Genomic DNA, 14,556 nt, shown 5'->3' on the forward strand with positions numbered 1-14,556 from the left:
AAGTCGCGGCCTCAGCGGCCCGCGACCTCGAGCGCCTCGACGAGGGTGAACGCGCCCGCGTACAGCGCCTTGCCGACGATCGCGCCCTCGACGCCCTCCGACACGAGCGTGCGCAGCGCCGCGAGATCGTCGAGGCTCGACACCCCGCCCGAGGCGATCACGGGCCTGTCGGTCTTCGCCGCGAGCTCGCGCAGCAGCTCGAGGTTCGGGCCCCGCAGTGTGCCGTCCTTCGTGACGTCGGTGACGACGTAGCGCGAGCAGCCGGCCGCCTCGAGACGCGCGAGCACATCCCAGAGGTCGCCGCCCTCCCTCGTCCAGCCGCGCGCCGCGAGCGTCGTGCCGCGCACGTCGAGACCGACCGCGATGCGATCGCCGAACTCCCCGATGACGCGGTCGGCCCAGGCCGGGTCCTCGAGCGCGGCGGTGCCGAGGTTGACGCGCCGCGCACCCGTGGCGAGCGCCGCCGCGAGGCTCGCGTCGTCACGGATGCCGCCCGACAGCTCGATGTGCACGGTGTCGGGGATCGCGTCGACGACACGACGGATGACGTCGCGGTTGTCGCCGCGACCGAACGCCGCGTCGAGGTCGACGAGGTGGATCCACTCCGCGCCCTGCGCGACCCACTCCGCCGCCGCATCCGCCGGGTCGCCGTAGCTCGTCTCGCTGCCGGCCTCGCCCTGGGTGAGCCGGACGGCCTGGCCGTCGGCGACGTCGACGGCGGGCAGGAGGATGAGCTTGTCGGGCATGGTGCTTTCCGGTGTCGATGCGCGCGGGCGCGGGGTCAGAGGGTGCCGAGCCAGTTCGACAGCAGGCGGATGCCCGCCGGCCCGGACTTCTCGGGGTGGAACTGGGTCGCGGAGAGCGGCCCGTTCTCGACGGCCGCGAGGAAGCGCTCGCCGTGCTCGGCCCAGGTGAGGCGCGGCTCGGGGAACGGCGGCTCGACGCGCAGCGACCAGTGCGTCACGCCGAAGGAGTGCACGAAGTAGAAGCGCTCGTCGCGGATGCCCGCGAACAGCGTCGAGCTATCGGGGGCGTCGATCGTGTTCCAGCCCATGTGCGGCAGAACGGGGGCGTCGAGCTGCTCGACGACGCCCGGCCACTCCCCGAGGCCCGGCGTCGCGTTACCGCGCTCGACGCCCGACTCGAACATCACCTGCATGCCGACGCAGATGCCGAGCACGGGCCGGCCCCCGGACAGCCGCCGGTCGACGAGCTCGCCGCCGTGCGCCGCGTCGAGCGCGGTCGCGACGGCGCTGAACGCGCCGACGCCGGGCACGACGAGCCCGTCGGCCGCCAGCGCGCGCTCGCGATCGGCCGTGAGCTCGACCCGGGCGCCGGCGAGCTCGAGGGCCTTGGCCGCCGAGTGCACGTTGCCCGAGCCGTAGTCGAGGAGGACGACGGATGGCGCTGTCACGACTACAGCGCGCCCTTCGTCGACGGGATGCCGATGACGCGCGGGTCGGGCTCGACCGCGGCGCGCAGCGCCCGCGCGAAGGCCTTGAACTCGGCCTCGGCGATGTGGTGCGGGTCGCGGCCGCCGAGCACGGTCAGGTGCAGGGTGAGCGCGGCGTTGAACGCGATCGCCTCGAAGACGTGGCGCACCATCGACCCGGTGAAGTGGCCGCCGATGAGGTGGTGCTCGAAGCCCGCGGGCTCGCCGGTGTGCACGAGATAGGGCCGCCCCGACAGGTCCACGACCGCCGTGGCGATCGCCTCGTCGAGGGGCACGGTCGCGTCGCCGTAGCGCGCGATGCCGGCCTTGTCGCCGAGCGCCTGCCTCAGCGCGGTGCCGAGCGCGATCCCGGTGTCCTCGACCGTGTGGTGCACGTCGATGTCGGTGTCGCCGGTCGCGCGCACGCGCAGGTCGATGAGCGAGTGCTTGCTGAGCGCCGTGAGCAGGTGGTCGAAGAACGGCACACTCGTGCTGATCCGGGACGCGCCCGTGCCGTCCAGGTCGAGCTCGAGCTCGATGCTCGACTCGCTCGTGGTGCGCACGATGCGTGCGGTGCGGGGGCTCACCCGAGGATCCTATCGACCGGCTCGGACTGCGACGCCCCGAGTGCCGCGAGAGCGTCGAGGAACGCGCTGGTCTCGGCCTCCGTGCCCGCGGTCACCCGCAGGTGGTTCGGAATGCCGATGTCGCGGATGATGATGCCCTCCCCGAGCAGCGCCTCGAACACCGCTCGCGGGTCGCGCACGCCCCCGAACAGCACGAAGTTCGCCCAGCTGTCGTGCGCGGAGTAGCCGAGCGCCGGGAGCTCGCGCAGCATCCGGTCGCGCTGGGAGCGGATGTCGTCGACCATCGCGAGCATCTCCGGCGCGTGCCGCAGCGCGGCGACCGCGGCGGCCTGGGTGAGCGCGGAGAGGTGGTACGGCAGCCGCACGAGCCGCAGCGCGTCGGCGACCGCCGGATCGGCCGCGAGGTAGCCGAGCCGGGCGCCGGCGAACGCGAACGCCTTGCTCATCGTGCGGCTCACGATGAGCCGCTCGCGGCCGGGCAGGAGCGTCGTCGCGCGGGGCGCGTCGTCGGGCATGAACTCGGCGTACGCCTCGTCGACGACGACCATGCCCCGGGACGCGGCGTACGCGGCCTCGATCACGTCGAGGCCGAGCGGCGTGCCCGTCGGGTTGTTCGGCGCGCACAGGAAGACGAGATCGGGCTCGGTCCGCTCGATCCAGTCGGTCACGATGCCGGGCGTGAGGGCGTAGTCGTCGCCGCGCTCCCCCGCGATCCAGCGCGTGCCGGTGCCCGCCGCGATGATCGAGTGCATCGAGTAGGTGGGCGGGAAGCCGAGCACGCTACGGCCCGGACCGCCGAACGCCTGCAGGATCTGCTGCAGGATCTCGTTCGAGCCGTTCGCCGCCCAGACCTGCTCGGCCGTGATCGTCTGCGTGCTCCCGGTGCGCTCGGGCGCGACGTCGGCGGCGAGGTAGCCGGCGAGGCTCTCGCGCAGCTCGGTGAACTCGCGATCCGGGTAGCGGTTCATGCCGAGCACGGCTGCCGCGACGCTCTCCACGACGTCGCGGGCGACGTCCTCCGGGATGCCGTGCGTGTTCTCGTTGACGTTCAACTGGATCGGCACGTGCACCTGGGGCGCGCCGTACGGCGTCAGGCCGCGCAGGTCGTCACGGATGGGCAGGTCGGAGAACGCGGTCACTCCCCACATGGTACGGAACACGTGGCACGGAACGCGGCCGACGGGCTGGGCTGCCCCATCCGTCCGGAGACCGTATCCGTTCGGAAGCCGCGGCCGCTCAGTCGCCGTAGGCCGCCGGGATCGCGAGGCGCTCCCCGGCCCGGACGGACTCGTCGGTGAGCCCGTTGGCGTCGACGATCGCGTCGATGACGTCGCGCGGGTCGGAGCGGGGCGCGAGCTGCTCGGCGATCGACCACAGCGAGTCGCCCGGCAGCACCGTCACGTACTCGAGCGAGCCGCTCGAGTCGGTCGCCGTCGCGCCGCCTCCGTTGAGCGCGTAGACGAGCGCCGCGACGATGAGCGGCACCGTTGCGAGCACGAGCAGCACGCGCCGGCCGCGCGTCGTGAGACGCAGCCGCGACCGCGGGGCGCGCGGGGCGGAGTACGCGGTGAAGCCGGTGATCGCGGTCATGGTCGCTCCCTCGGGGATCCGGGTGGTGCTGTGCTGGTCGGTGCGGTGCTGGTCGGCGCGGTGCTGGGGAAATCGCATCCGGCCCCCGGACCGAGGGCTCCGGGCCGGTGGAGCGCCGATGGCCCGAGGTGCCGGATGCGAAACTGTGTTCCGAACATACATTCGAACTCCTGAGATGACAAGTGCTGACTCGACGGGCGCCGGTTCGCGCGACATCCGCCTGATTCGTCGCCGACACGCTCGAACGGATGTTTGCCTGCCGTCGATTCGTCGGATACGGTTTCGAATGTCGGGGACAGCCCATCAGCACCCACCGACATTCGGACGAGACATTGGAGCGAGCCATGGCCACCACGCGCCGGCGCACGAGCCTGAGCGACAAGCAGCGCGCGATCCTCGAGGTCATCCAGCGCTCGGTCGCGACCCGCGGCTATCCGCCGAGCATGCGCGAGATCGGCGACGCCGTCGGGCTCGCCTCGCTCTCGAGCGTGACCCACCAGCTCGGCCAGCTCGAGCTCTCCGGCTACCTGCGGCGCGACCCGAACCGGCCGCGCGCGCTCGAGGTGCTCATCGAGACGCCCGGCCTCGCCGACGCGGTCGAGAACGCGCCGAGCCTCGGCGACGCGGTCATGGTGCCGCTCGTCGGGCGCATCGCGGCCGGCATCCCGATCACGGCCGAGCAGCAGGTCGAGGAGGTCGTGCCGCTGCCGCGTCAGCTCACCGGCACGGGCGAGCTGTTCATGCTGCAGGTCGTCGGCGAGTCGATGATCGACGCGGCGATCTGCGACGGCGACTGGGTCGTGGTGCGCCAGCAGAACACGGCGGAGAACGGCGACATCGTCGCCGCGATGCTCGACGGCGAGGCGACGGTCAAGGTCTTCCGTCAGCGCGACGGGCACACCTGGCTGCTGCCGCGCAACACCGCGTTCGAGCCGATCCTCGGCGATGAGGCGACCGTGCTGGGCAGGGTCGTCACCGTGCTGCGCAAGCTCTGACCGCGGCGGCGGTGCGGCATCCGGGCGGTCAGACCACCGGTCCCGGCGCGTAGAGCCCGACGAAGTCGATCGGCCGGCGCACCCGGAATCCGAGCGACTGGTAGAGCCGGGTCGCGGCCTCGTTCTCCGTCGCGACGTGCAGGAACGGCGTCTCGCCCCGGTCGGCGATGCCCGCGGCGACCGCGCGCATCACGCGCGTCGCGAGGCCCTGCCCGCGCGCGGACGGATCGGTGCACACGGCGCTGATCTCGGTGAAGCCGGGCGGGTGCATCCGCTCCCCCGCCATCGCGAGCAGCACGCCGTCGCGGATGATGCCGCGGTAGCCGCCGAGCTCATGGGTGCGCGCCGTGAACGGCCCGGGCTTCGTGCGCTCGACGAGGTCGACCATGGCGTCGACGTGCTCGGCGCCGAGCGGCACCACCTCGGGATCCTCGCGCGGCTCGAACGCGTCGCCGACGAGCTGCAGGCCCGGCAGGTCGAGCCAGACCCGCCAGCCGGGCGGGGCGGGCAGCGGCGAGCCGGGGAAGACGGCTACGCCGCCCGGTCCGACGAGGGCCGCGACGTCATCCCAGGCGGCCGTGGCGTCGACCGTGACATCGTCGAGGGCCGTGAACACGGAGATCGCCGGGTCGAATCGCGCCGCGCGCCCGTGGCGCTCGGCGACGCGGGCGTCGGGGCCGGTGAGCGCCGACCAGGCGGGGTTGTCGAGCGGGCTCTCGTCGTGCACGCCCCGACGCTACCCGGCCGCGCCGAGTGGGCCCAATCCGGACCGTTCACCGCCCGAGCGGGCCCGGAGGGGACCACTCGGGCGGCGACACCCGGGTCAGACGCTGACCGCGAGCGACTCCCGCGCCGCGCGCGTCGCCTCGAGGATGTTCGTGAGCGACGCGACCGTCTCGTCGTAGCCGCGCGTCTTCAGGCCGCAGTCCGGGTTCACCCAGATCTGACGCTGCGGGATCGCGCCGATCGCGATGTCGAGCAGCTCGCCGACCTCCTCGACGCTCGGCACGCGCGGCGAGTGGATGTCGTACACGCCCGGGCCGATCCCGCGGCCGAAGCCGCTCGACTCGATGTCGGCGACGACGTCCATGCGCGAGCGCGCGGCCTCGATCGACGTGACGTCCGCGTCGAGGGCGTTGATCGCGTCGATGACGACCCCGAACTCGGAGTAGCACAGGTGCGTGTGGATCTGCGTGGCATCCGCCGCCCCCGCGGTCGCGAGCTTGAACGAGCCCACCGACCAGTCGAGGTAGTCGGGCTGGTCGGCGAGCTTGAGCGGCAGCAGCTCGCGCAGCGCCGGCTCGTCGACCTGGATGATGCCGATGCCGGCCGCCTCGATGTCGGCGATCTCGTCGCGCAGCGCGAGGGCCACCTGGTTGGCGGTGTCGCGCAGCGGCTGGTCGTCGCGCACGAACGACCAGGCCAGGATCGTCACGGGACCGGTGAGCATCCCCTTGACGGGCTTCGGCGTGAGCGACTGCGTGTAGGCGCTCCACTCGACGGTGATCGGCGCCGGACGCGACACGTCGCCCCACAGGATGCTCGGGCGCGTACAGCGCGAGCCGTAGGACTGCACCCAGCCGTTCTCGGTCACCGCGAAGCCGTCGAGGTGCTCGGCGAAGTACTGCACCATGTCGTTGCGCTCGGGCTCGCCGTGCACGATGACGTCGAGGCCGATCGACTCCTGCAGCTCGACGACGCGGGCGATCTCGGCGCGCATCGCGTCGACGTACTCCTGCTCGCTGATCTCGCCCCTGACGAGACGCGCGCGCTGACGGCGGATGTCGCTGGTCTGCGGGAACGAGCCGATCGTCGTCGTCGGCAGCGGCGGCAGGTCGAGCGCCGTCTCCTGCGCGGCGAGACGGATGCCGTACTCGGTGCGCGCGAAGTCCGCGTCGGTCAGGGCGGCGGCGCGATCGCGCACCGCGCCGTCGCGCACCCCGGCGGCCGTGCGGCGATCCTCGAGCGCGGCGGTCGCCGCGTCGAGCTCGGCGCGCACGGCGTCCGCGCCGCGCTCGAGGGCGGTCGCCAGGGTGACCACCTGCCGGACCTTCTGGTCGGCGAACGCGAGCCAGCTCGTCAGCCGGGCCGAGAGCTTCGACTCGTCCTCGACGTCGTGCGGCACGTGCTGCAGGCTCGTCGAGGTCGACACCGCGACCCGCGGCGACACGGCGCGCAGCGCCTCGAGCTTCGCCCACGCGGCCTCGAGGTCGCCGCGCCAGATGTTGTGCCCGTCGATGACCCCGCCGACGAGCACCTTGTCGGTGCTGACGCCCGCGGGCACCTCGCCGCGCACGAGATCGAGGCCGACCGCCTCGACGGGCGAGTCGAGCAGCACGGGCAGCGCGTCGCCGAGCGAGGCGTACGGCGCCGCGACGAAGATCTGCGGACGCCCCGCGACCGCGCCGAGGCTCGCGTACGTCGACCGCGCCGCCTCGAGCACCTCGGCGCGCGGCACCTCGACGTTCTCGGAGACGAGACCGGGCTCGTCGAGCTGCACCCACTCGGCGCCCGCGGCACGCAGCGCCGCGATGAGCTCCGCGTAGACCGGCACCAGGTCGGCGAGCCGGTCGAAGGGACGGAACCCCTCGGGCGCGCCGTCGGCGGCCTTGCTCAACAGCAGGAACGTGACCGGGCCGACGACGACGGGACGCGTGCGGAAGCCGGCATCCGCCGCCTCGCGCACCTGTCGCACGAGGCGGTCGGACGCGAGCCGGAAGTCGGTGTCGGGCGCGATCTCGGGAACGAGGTAGTGGTAGTTGGAGTCGAACCACTTGGTCATCTCGAACGGCGCGTCGGCGCCCTCACCACGGGCGATCGTGAAGTAGCCGGCGAGGTCGACGGAGCCGTCGTCCGCCTGGAGCCGCCGGAGGCGCGCCGGCACGGCGCCGACCGCGACCGCGGCGTCGAGCACCTGGTCGTAGAACGAGAACGACTCCGGGATCGACGAGTCGTCGCGGCCGAGGCCCAGCGACGCGAGACGCTCGCGGGTCGCCGCGCGAAGCTCGGCGGCGGTCGCCTCGAGCTCGTCGGCGGTGATCCGTCCGGCCCAGAACGCCTCGACGGCCTTCTTGAGCTCGCGGCGGCGGCCGATACGCGGGTAGCCGAGGATCGTGCCGGTCGGGAAAGGGGTGCCGCTCATGCGTGCTCCTTCGAATCGTGCAGCACGCCGACGCCCTCGAGGACGTCGAGCACTGCCGCATGCTGGTTGAACGTGTAGAGGTGGAGGCCGCTCGCGCCGCCCGCGAGCAGGTCGGCGCCGAGCGCGGTCGCGTGCTCGATGCCGATCGCGCGCTGCGCCTCCGGATCGTCGGTGCTCGCCAGGGCGCGACGGAGCGCGATCGGCTCCGCCTCATCCGTGAGCTGCAGGATGCGCGCGAGCCGCTGCGGGCTCAGCACCGGCATGATGCCGGGCAGGATGCGCATCGTCACGCCCGCGGCGCGAGCCCGGTCGACGAAGCCGAGGTAGTCGTCCGCGTGGAAGAACAGCTGCGAGATGGCGAGGTTCGCCCCCGCCGCCTCCTTCGCGAGCAGCGTGTCGAGGTCCTGCTCCACGGAGCGCGAGCGCGGGTGGCCGTTGGGGAACGCCGCGACCGCGATCGTGACCTTCTCGCCGCTCGCGACCTTCTTCGCGCCGGGGAAGCCCGGCACATCCGCGAGGGAGAACGGCGACCGTTCCGCCTGCACGCGGTGGATGAGCTGCACGAGCTCGCTCGCGCTGCCGAGGTCGCCGAGGAACGCGTCCGCCTCCGTCGCGCCGCGCGGCGGGTCGCCGCGCAGCGCGAGGAAGCTCGTCACGCCCGCGTCGAGGAACTCGCGGATGAGGCGGCTCGCCTCCGCGTACGAGGACCCGACGCAGGTGAGGTGCGCCATGGGCTTCACGTCGGTCGCGAGCAGCTGGCGCAGCACGCCGAGCGACATGCCGCGCGTCGAGCCGTTGGCCCCGTACGTGACGGAGATGAACTCGGGCCGCGACGCCACCAGGTGCGCGAGCGAGTCCTGCAGCGCGACCTCCGCGGCCGCGTTGCGCGGCGGGTAGAGCTCGAACGAGAACGTGGTCACGCACTCCCTCTCGCTCGACGACGGTCCGATCGACCCTCGCCGGGCTCGGCTGTTCCTGCAGGCCGGGCATGCCCCGGCGGATCGATCGTAGGGGCGCGCCCTCGCGCCCGGCGAATCGCGGTTGCGCCGTGTTACGCCCGCCGGCCGCCCCGGGCGCGCCCGGTGCACCCGGTGCGCCCGGGGCGTCAGGCGCGCGCGGGCGCGTCGACGCGGAACGCCTCCAGGTCGCCGACGCGTGACGGGTGCACGAGGGCGCTCACCCGGGTGCCCTCGTCGAGGTACTCGGTCTCGAGAACGCGGCCCGAGACGTGCAGGCGCGAGATGATCTCGCCGCGGTCGTACGGCACGAGCAGCTCGACGCGCACCTCCGGCGACGGCAGCACGGCCGCGATGCGCTCCTGCAGCTCCTCGATGCCCTCACCGGTGCGCGCCGAGACGAACACGGCATCCGGCTCGAGGCCGCGCAGCACGAGCCGGTCGTCCGGTCCGATCAGGTCGGCCTTGTTGAACACGACGATCTCGGGCAGGTCGCGCGCGCCGACGTCGCCGATCACGTCGCGCACGGTGGCGATCTGCGAACCGGGGTCGGGATGCGCGCCGTCGACGACGTGCACGATGACGTCGGACTGGCCGACCTCCTCGAGCGTCGACCGGAACGCCTCGACGAGCTGGTGCGGCAGGTTGCGCACGAACCCGACCGTGTCGCTGATGGTGTACTCGCGGCCGTCCGCGGTCTGCGTGCGGCGGGTCGTCGCGTCGAGCGTCGCGAACAGCGCGTTCTCGACGAGCAGGCCCGCCCTGGTCACTCGGTTCACGAGGCTCGACTTGCCCGCGTTCGTGTAGCCGGCGATCGCGACGCTCGGCACCTCGAAGCGGTGCCGGTTCGCGCGCTTCGCCTCGCGCGCGGGCGCGAAGCCCTTGATCTGCTTGCGCAGTTTCGCCATCCGGGTGTGGATGCGGCGGCGGTCGAGCTCGATCTTCGTCTCGCCGGGACCGCGCGAGCCCATGCCCGCGCCCGACCCGCCCGCGCCACCGCCCTGGCGGGACAGCGACTCGCCCCAGCCGCGCAGTCGCGGCAGCAGGTACTCGAGCTGCGCGAGCTCGACCTGCGCCTTGCCCTCGCGGCTCTTCGCGTGCTGGCTGAAGATGTCGAGGATGACGGCCGTGCGGTCGATGACCTTGACCTTCACGACGTCCTCGAGGGCGCGCCGCTGACTCGGCGCGAGCTCGGTGTCGGCGACGACCGTGTCCGCGCCGACGCTCGCGACGATAGCGGCGAGCTCCTGCGCCTTGCCCTTGCCGAGGTAGGTCGCGGCATCCGGATGCGGACGGCGCTGCAGCAGGCCGTCCAGCACGACCGCGCCGGCGGTCTCCGCGAGCGCGGCGAGCTCGCGGAGGGAGTTCTCCGCGTCCTCGGTGTCACGCCCGGAGTACACGCCGACGAGCACGACCTGCTCGAGGCGCAGCTGCCGGTACTCGACCTCGGTGACGTCCTCGAGCTCGGTGGACAGTCCCGCGACGCGGCGCAGCGCCTCGCGCTCCTCGCGGTCGAGCTGGTCGCCGTCGCGCGAGTCGTCGTAGGCGGCATCCGCCTGCAGCGCCTGCGCCCCGTCCGCGCCGAACACGCGGACGGATGCCGGCGCCGCGGCCTGGCGCGCGAGCACGCGCTCCACGACATCGTCGTCTCGCTCGGTGGTGGTCGCCTCGTCGCTCATCCGTGTTCCTTCGATCATCGTTAACCCTAGTTCCGCCCGCTCCGCTACCGTTTCTCCATGGCTGACGAGCACTACTTCTCGGTTTCCCCGGGGAGCGAGCTCCGTCGCCGCACCATCACGGTGCGCCTGGCCGGTTCGACGTACGCGCTCGAGACTGCGGCCGGCGTGTTCAGCCCCGACCGGGTGGACACCGGCACGGGCGTGCTGCTCGCCGGCGTGCACGCCCCGCCCCCCGGCGGCCACCTGCTCGATCTCGGCTGCGGCTGGGGGCCGATCGCGCTCACGCTCGCGCTCGAGTCACCCCGCGCGACCGTGTGGGCCGTCGACGTGAACGAGCGCGCGCTCGACCTGGTGCGGGCGAACGCCGAGCGTCTGGGACTCGAGAACGTCAACGCAGTGACCCCCGCGGATGTTCCCGACGACATCCGGTTCATGACGATCTGGTCGAACCCGCCGATCCGCGTGGGCAAGAACGAGCTGCACGACATGCTCACGCGCTGGCTGCCCCGGCTCGAGCCGGGCAGCGACGCGTGGCTCGTCGTCGCCCGCAACCTCGGCGCCGACTCGCTGCAGCGCTGGCTGCAGGCGACCCTCCCGGCCGACTTCTCCATCGCGCGCGCCTCGACGAACAAGGGCTTCCGCGTGCTGCGCACCCGTCGCCGGTCGGGAACGACCGAACCGATCGGCGTGATCCCCGAGCTCTGACGGGGCCGTTCCGATGGGCCACTCTGCTCGGGCCACGGCGCGCTCAGAGCGCGAGGTCGCCCGTGTAGACGAGCTCGGCCGGGCCGCTCAGCGCGACGTGCTCGCCGTCCTCGGCCGGGAACATCCGCACCCCGACCACGCCGCCGGGCACCTCGACGCGCCACTGGTCGGGCGCGCCCGCGCCCGCCCAGTGCCGGGTCGCGAGCGCCGCCGCGACCGCGCCCGTGCCGCAGGACAGCGTCTCGCCGCTGCCCCGCTCGTGCACGCGCATCCGGATGCGGCCCACGCCGTCGACGACGAGCGGATCGGCCGGCACCACGAACTCGACGTTCGCCCCGTCGGGCGCCTCGGGTTCGAGTACGGGCAGGTAGCCGAGGTCGAGCGCGTCGAGCTCCTCGTCGCTCGCGAGCGCGACGACGACGTGCGGGTTGCCGACTCTGATGCCGAGCCCGGGCCGGGCCGCGTGCAGGTTCTTCGCGCGCACGAGCGGCTCGGAGCCGTCGAGACGCCAGCGGCCGAGGTCGGCCTGGAAGCCCGAGCGGCTCAGCTGCACGTCCTTGACGCCAGCGCGCGTGCCGACCGGCAGGGTCTCGCCGTCGTCGAGCGTCGCGAGCCCCTCCTCGAGCAGGAACCGCGTGAACACCCGGATGCCGTTGCCGCACATCTCGGCGATGCTGCCGTCCGCGTTGCGGTAGTCCATGAACCACTCCGCGTCCGGGTCCTCGGCGAGGGCCGCGCCGCCCTCCGGGATGCTGCGCGAGCGCACGGCGCGCAGCACGCCGTCCCCGCCGACTCCGAGATGCCGGTCCGCGATCGCCGCGACCTGGGCCGGCGTGAGGTCGAGCTCGCCGTCCGGGTCGGCGAACAGCACGAAGTCGTTGCCCGTGCCGTGGCCCTTGGTGAAACGGATGGCGGTGCTCACCGCTCGATCGTAGCGATCGCCGCGGACAGGTGGCCGGGGTCGTCCGCGTCGAGCGGCGTCGCCGCCGGGTAGCGTTTGAACCAGCCGACCTGGCGGCGCGCGTAGCGGCGGGTGAGGGCCGCGGTCTCGGCGACCGCGGCATCCGTCCCGCTCGTCCCCCGCGCGACGGCGATCGCCTGCGCGTAGCCGATCGCCCGGCTCGCGGTCACGCCCATCGCGTCGATGCCGAGCGCCTCGACCTCGGCGACGAGACCGTCGGCGAACATCGCGGCGGCGCGGGCGTCGAGACGGCCGACGAGGCGCTCCCGCGGAGTCGTCATCGTCAGGATGCGCGTGCGCGGCCACCACAGCGCGTCGTCGTCGGGCAGGCCGGCGCCGAACGGCTCGCCGGTCAGCTCGACGACCTCGAGAGCGCGGACGAGGCGGCGCGCGTTGTGGGGACCGATCGCCGCCGCGGCGGCCGGGTCCAGGCTCGCGAGGCGGGCGTGCAGGCCGGCCGGGCCGATCGTGACCGCCTCCGTCTCGAGCCGTTCGCGGATCGCCGGATCGGTGCCCGGGAAGCGGAAGTCGAACAGCACGCTCGACACGTACAGCCCCGACCCGCCGACGAGCACCGGGACCGCGCCGCGTGCCGCGATGTCGTCGATCGCGGCGCGCGCCTCGGCCTGGTAGCGGGCGACGGATGCCTCCTCGGCCGGGTCGAGCACGTCGAGCAGGTGGTGGGGGACGCCGCGGCGCTCGGACGCGGGGAGCTTCGCCGTGCCGATGTCCATGCCGCGATACAGCTGCATGGCGTCGGCGTTGACGACCTCGACGCGCTCGCCGCGCAGGGCGAGCGCATCCGCGAGGTCGAGGGCGAGCCCGGACTTGCCGGTGCCGGTCGCGCCGACGACCGCGACGAGCGGCGCCGCGCCGCGGGCGGGTGCGGGTGCGCTCAGCGCTCGCCGTCCGTGACGTCGTAGATCGGGAGCGTGACGACGCCGGCGGGGGCCGCGCCTGCCGCGCCCGAGCCGGACGGGAAGCCGACGCGCAGGCCGGGCAGCCCGAGGCTCACGGCACCCGGCTTCGCCGCTGTCGCGTGCGCGGGAACCGCGCAGGACTCCGCCTGCGCACGATCCCAGGCGTCGCCGGCCGTGGTGCGCCGCACCGTCACGGGGTGGCTCGCGTCGGCGACGAGCTGGAACGCGCCCGCGCTCGTGATCGTGACGGTCGCCATGTCGCCCGGCCGCGGCGCCGGCGTGCCGGCGGGCAGCTCGAAGTGCACGAGGCGCGAGTCGGCGGCACGGCCGGTCATGCGCGCCGCATCCGTCTTGCTCTCCGTGTGCGTGACGAGCAGCTCGACCGTGCGGCCGACGAGCCTCTCGTTCTCCTCGCGGGAGATGCGGTCCTGCAGCGCGGTGAGGCGGTCGTAGCGCTCCTGTACGATCGCCTTCGGCACCTGGTCGGGCATCGTCGCGGCGGGGGTTCCGGGACGGATCGAGTACTGGAAGGTGAACGCCGACGCGAAGCGGGCGGCCTCGACGACGCGCAGGGTCTCCCGGAAGTCCTCCTCGGTCTCGCCGGGGAAGCCGACGATGATGTCGGTCGAGATCGCCGCGTTCGGGATTCTGGCGCGCACGCGATCGAGGATGCCGAGGAACCGCTCGCTGCGATAGCTGCGGCGCATCGCCTTGAGGATGCGGTCGGAGCCCGACTGCAGCGGCATGTGGAGCTGCGGCATGACGCTCGGCGTCTCGGCCATGGCGTCGATGACGTCGTCGGTGAACGCGGCGGGGTGCGGGCTCGTGAAACGGATGCGCTCGAGCCCCTCGATCGCGCCGGCCGCGCGGAGCAGCTTCGAGAACGCCTGCCGGTCGCCGAACTCGACGCCGTAGGAGTTGACGTTCTGGCCGAGCAGCGTGACCTCGATCGCGCCGTCGTCGACGACCGCCTGGATCTCGGCGAGGATGTCGCCCGGCCGGCGGTCCTTCTCCTTGCCGCGCAGGCTCGGGACGATGCAGAACGTGCAGGTGTTGTTGCAGCCGACCGAGATCGAGACCCACGCGGAGTGACTCGACTCGCGCTTCGTGGGCAGCGTCGACGGGAACACCTCGAGCGACTCGAGGATCTCCAGCTGCGCCTCGTCGTTGTGGCGGGCGCGCTCGAGCAGGGCGGGGAGCGATCCCATGTTGTGCGTGCCGAACACGACGTCGACCCACGGCGCCCGCTCGAGGATGACGTTCTTGTCCTTCTGGGCGAGGCATCCGCCGACGGCGATCTGCATGCCCTCGTGCACGCGCTTGCGGCTCGCGAGGTGGCCGAGGGTGCCGTAGAGCTTGTTGTCGGCGTTCTCCCGCACGGCGCACGTGTTGATGACGACGATGTCGGGCTCGGCGTCGGTCGTCGCGCGCACGTAGCCCGCCGCCTCGAGCGAGCCGGAGAGCCGTTCCGAGTCGTGCACGTTCATCTGGCAGCCGAAGGTGCGCACCTCGTAGGTGCGGGGACGTGACTGTGCGGGCCGGTCTCCCGCGCTGGTCTCGTCGATAGCGAGCAGCGTCATAGTGCCCTC

General features: G+C 73.0%; 14 protein-coding genes. 2 read left to right on the forward strand and 12 right to left on the reverse strand.

The window, feature by feature from the left end; translation table 11 throughout:
- Positions 1–11 precede the first annotated feature (11 nt).
- The 5 genes from priA to QT381_RS05950 form a co-directional block, all read right to left on the reverse strand.
- The gene (priA, locus tag QT381_RS05930) at positions 12–746 is read right to left on the reverse strand and encodes a bifunctional 1-(5-phosphoribosyl)-5-((5-phosphoribosylamino)methylideneamino)imidazole-4-carboxamide isomerase/phosphoribosylanthranilate isomerase PriA (RefSeq protein WP_289247875.1); all 735 of its coding nucleotides are present in this window, start codon (positions 744–746) and stop codon (positions 12–14) included.
- A gap of 35 nt (positions 747–781) precedes the next feature.
- A complete protein-coding gene (hisH, locus tag QT381_RS05935; protein ID WP_289247876.1) occupies positions 782–1,414 on the reverse strand; it encodes an imidazole glycerol phosphate synthase subunit HisH in 633 nt (210 codons plus the stop codon).
- Between the two features lie 2 nt (positions 1,415–1,416).
- Positions 1,417–2,019 (reverse strand): imidazoleglycerol-phosphate dehydratase HisB, encoded by a 603-nt coding sequence (gene hisB, locus QT381_RS05940; RefSeq protein WP_289247877.1) that lies wholly within the window; start codon positions 2,017–2,019, stop codon positions 1,417–1,419.
- Positions 2,016–3,158, reverse strand: a complete 1,143-nt coding sequence (locus tag QT381_RS05945) for a histidinol-phosphate transaminase (protein ID WP_289247878.1) — start codon at positions 3,156–3,158, stop codon at positions 2,016–2,018. Before QT381_RS05945 ends, hisB begins: the two co-directional genes overlap by 4 nt.
- A gap of 97 nt (positions 3,159–3,255) precedes the next feature.
- The gene (locus QT381_RS05950) at positions 3,256–3,609 is read right to left on the reverse strand and encodes a LysM peptidoglycan-binding domain-containing protein (RefSeq protein WP_289247879.1); all 354 of its coding nucleotides are present in this window, start codon (positions 3,607–3,609) and stop codon (positions 3,256–3,258) included.
- 344 nt (positions 3,610–3,953) lie between these two features.
- On the opposite strand from QT381_RS05950, the gene lexA reads away from it, so the two are divergent.
- Positions 3,954–4,604 carry a transcriptional repressor LexA gene (lexA, locus tag QT381_RS05955; protein WP_289247880.1) on the forward strand — a complete coding sequence of 217 codons (651 nt, stop codon included), beginning with the start codon at positions 3,954–3,956 and terminating at the stop codon, positions 4,602–4,604.
- 28 nt (positions 4,605–4,632) lie between these two features.
- Here lexA and QT381_RS05960 read toward each other — a convergent pair whose 3' ends face one another.
- The 4 genes from QT381_RS05960 to hflX form a co-directional block, all read right to left on the reverse strand.
- Positions 4,633–5,331, reverse strand: coding sequence for a GNAT family N-acetyltransferase (locus QT381_RS05960; protein WP_289247881.1), 699 nt, complete (start codon positions 5,329–5,331; stop codon positions 4,633–4,635).
- 96 nt (positions 5,332–5,427) lie between these two features.
- Complete coding sequence (metE, locus tag QT381_RS05965; protein ID WP_289247882.1) at positions 5,428–7,746, reverse strand: 5-methyltetrahydropteroyltriglutamate--homocysteine S-methyltransferase; 2,319 nt, start codon at positions 7,744–7,746, stop codon at positions 5,428–5,430.
- Entirely contained in the window at positions 7,743–8,666 is a 924-nt protein-coding gene (locus QT381_RS05970; RefSeq protein WP_289247883.1) for a methylenetetrahydrofolate reductase, read from the reverse strand. Before QT381_RS05970 ends, metE begins: the two co-directional genes overlap by 4 nt.
- 185 nt (positions 8,667–8,851) lie before the next feature.
- Positions 8,852–10,381 carry a GTPase HflX gene (gene hflX, locus QT381_RS05975; RefSeq protein WP_289247885.1) on the reverse strand — a complete coding sequence of 510 codons (1,530 nt, stop codon included), beginning with the start codon at positions 10,379–10,381 and terminating at the stop codon, positions 8,852–8,854.
- A 57-nt stretch (positions 10,382–10,438) separates the two neighbouring features.
- Between hflX and QT381_RS05980 the strand changes: the two genes are divergently transcribed.
- Entirely contained in the window at positions 10,439–11,086 is a 648-nt protein-coding gene (locus tag QT381_RS05980; RefSeq protein ID WP_289247886.1) for a class I SAM-dependent methyltransferase, read from the forward strand.
- A 43-nt stretch (positions 11,087–11,129) separates the two neighbouring features.
- Here QT381_RS05980 and dapF read toward each other — a convergent pair whose 3' ends face one another.
- The 3 genes from dapF to miaB are packed head-to-tail and all read right to left on the reverse strand — an operon-like array spanning position 11,130 to position 14,547.
- A complete protein-coding gene (dapF, locus tag QT381_RS05985; RefSeq protein WP_289247887.1) occupies positions 11,130–12,008 on the reverse strand; it encodes a diaminopimelate epimerase in 879 nt (292 codons plus the stop codon).
- Entirely contained in the window at positions 12,005–12,946 is a 942-nt protein-coding gene (gene miaA / locus QT381_RS05990; RefSeq protein ID WP_289247991.1) for a tRNA (adenosine(37)-N6)-dimethylallyltransferase MiaA, read from the reverse strand. The genes dapF and miaA overlap by 4 nt, the downstream gene beginning before the upstream one ends.
- Entirely contained in the window at positions 12,943–14,547 is a 1,605-nt protein-coding gene (miaB, locus tag QT381_RS05995) for a tRNA (N6-isopentenyl adenosine(37)-C2)-methylthiotransferase MiaB (RefSeq protein ID WP_289247889.1), read from the reverse strand. Before miaB ends, miaA begins: the two co-directional genes overlap by 4 nt.
- Between the last annotated feature and the right edge of the window lie 9 nt (positions 14,548–14,556).

It is taken from the genome of Galbitalea sp. SE-J8 (assembly GCF_030345695.1).
Taxonomy (GTDB): domain Bacteria; phylum Actinomycetota; class Actinomycetes; order Actinomycetales; family Microbacteriaceae; genus JAUASV01.

What these genes read in the sequence shown, in the direction of transcription:
- priA (WP_289247875.1), bottom strand. Translation starts at nt 746, where the DNA reads ATGCCCGACAAGCTCATCCTCCTGCCCGCCGTCGACGTCGCCGACGGC.
- QT381_RS05950 (WP_289247879.1), bottom strand. Translation starts at nt 3,609, where the DNA reads ATGACCGCGATCACCGGCTTCACCGCGTACTCCGCCCCGCGCGCCCCG.
- lexA (WP_289247880.1), top strand. Translation starts at nt 3,954, where the DNA reads ATGGCCACCACGCGCCGGCGCACGAGCCTGAGCGACAAGCAGCGCGCG.
- metE (WP_289247882.1), bottom strand. Translation starts at nt 7,746, where the DNA reads ATGAGCGGCACCCCTTTCCCGACCGGCACGATCCTCGGCTACCCGCGT.
- hflX (WP_289247885.1), bottom strand. Translation starts at nt 10,381, where the DNA reads ATGAGCGACGAGGCGACCACCACCGAGCGAGACGACGATGTCGTGGAG.
- QT381_RS05980 (WP_289247886.1), top strand. Translation starts at nt 10,439, where the DNA reads ATGGCTGACGAGCACTACTTCTCGGTTTCCCCGGGGAGCGAGCTCCGT.
- miaB (WP_289247889.1), bottom strand. Translation starts at nt 14,547, where the DNA reads ATGACGCTGCTCGCTATCGACGAGACCAGCGCGGGAGACCGGCCCGCA.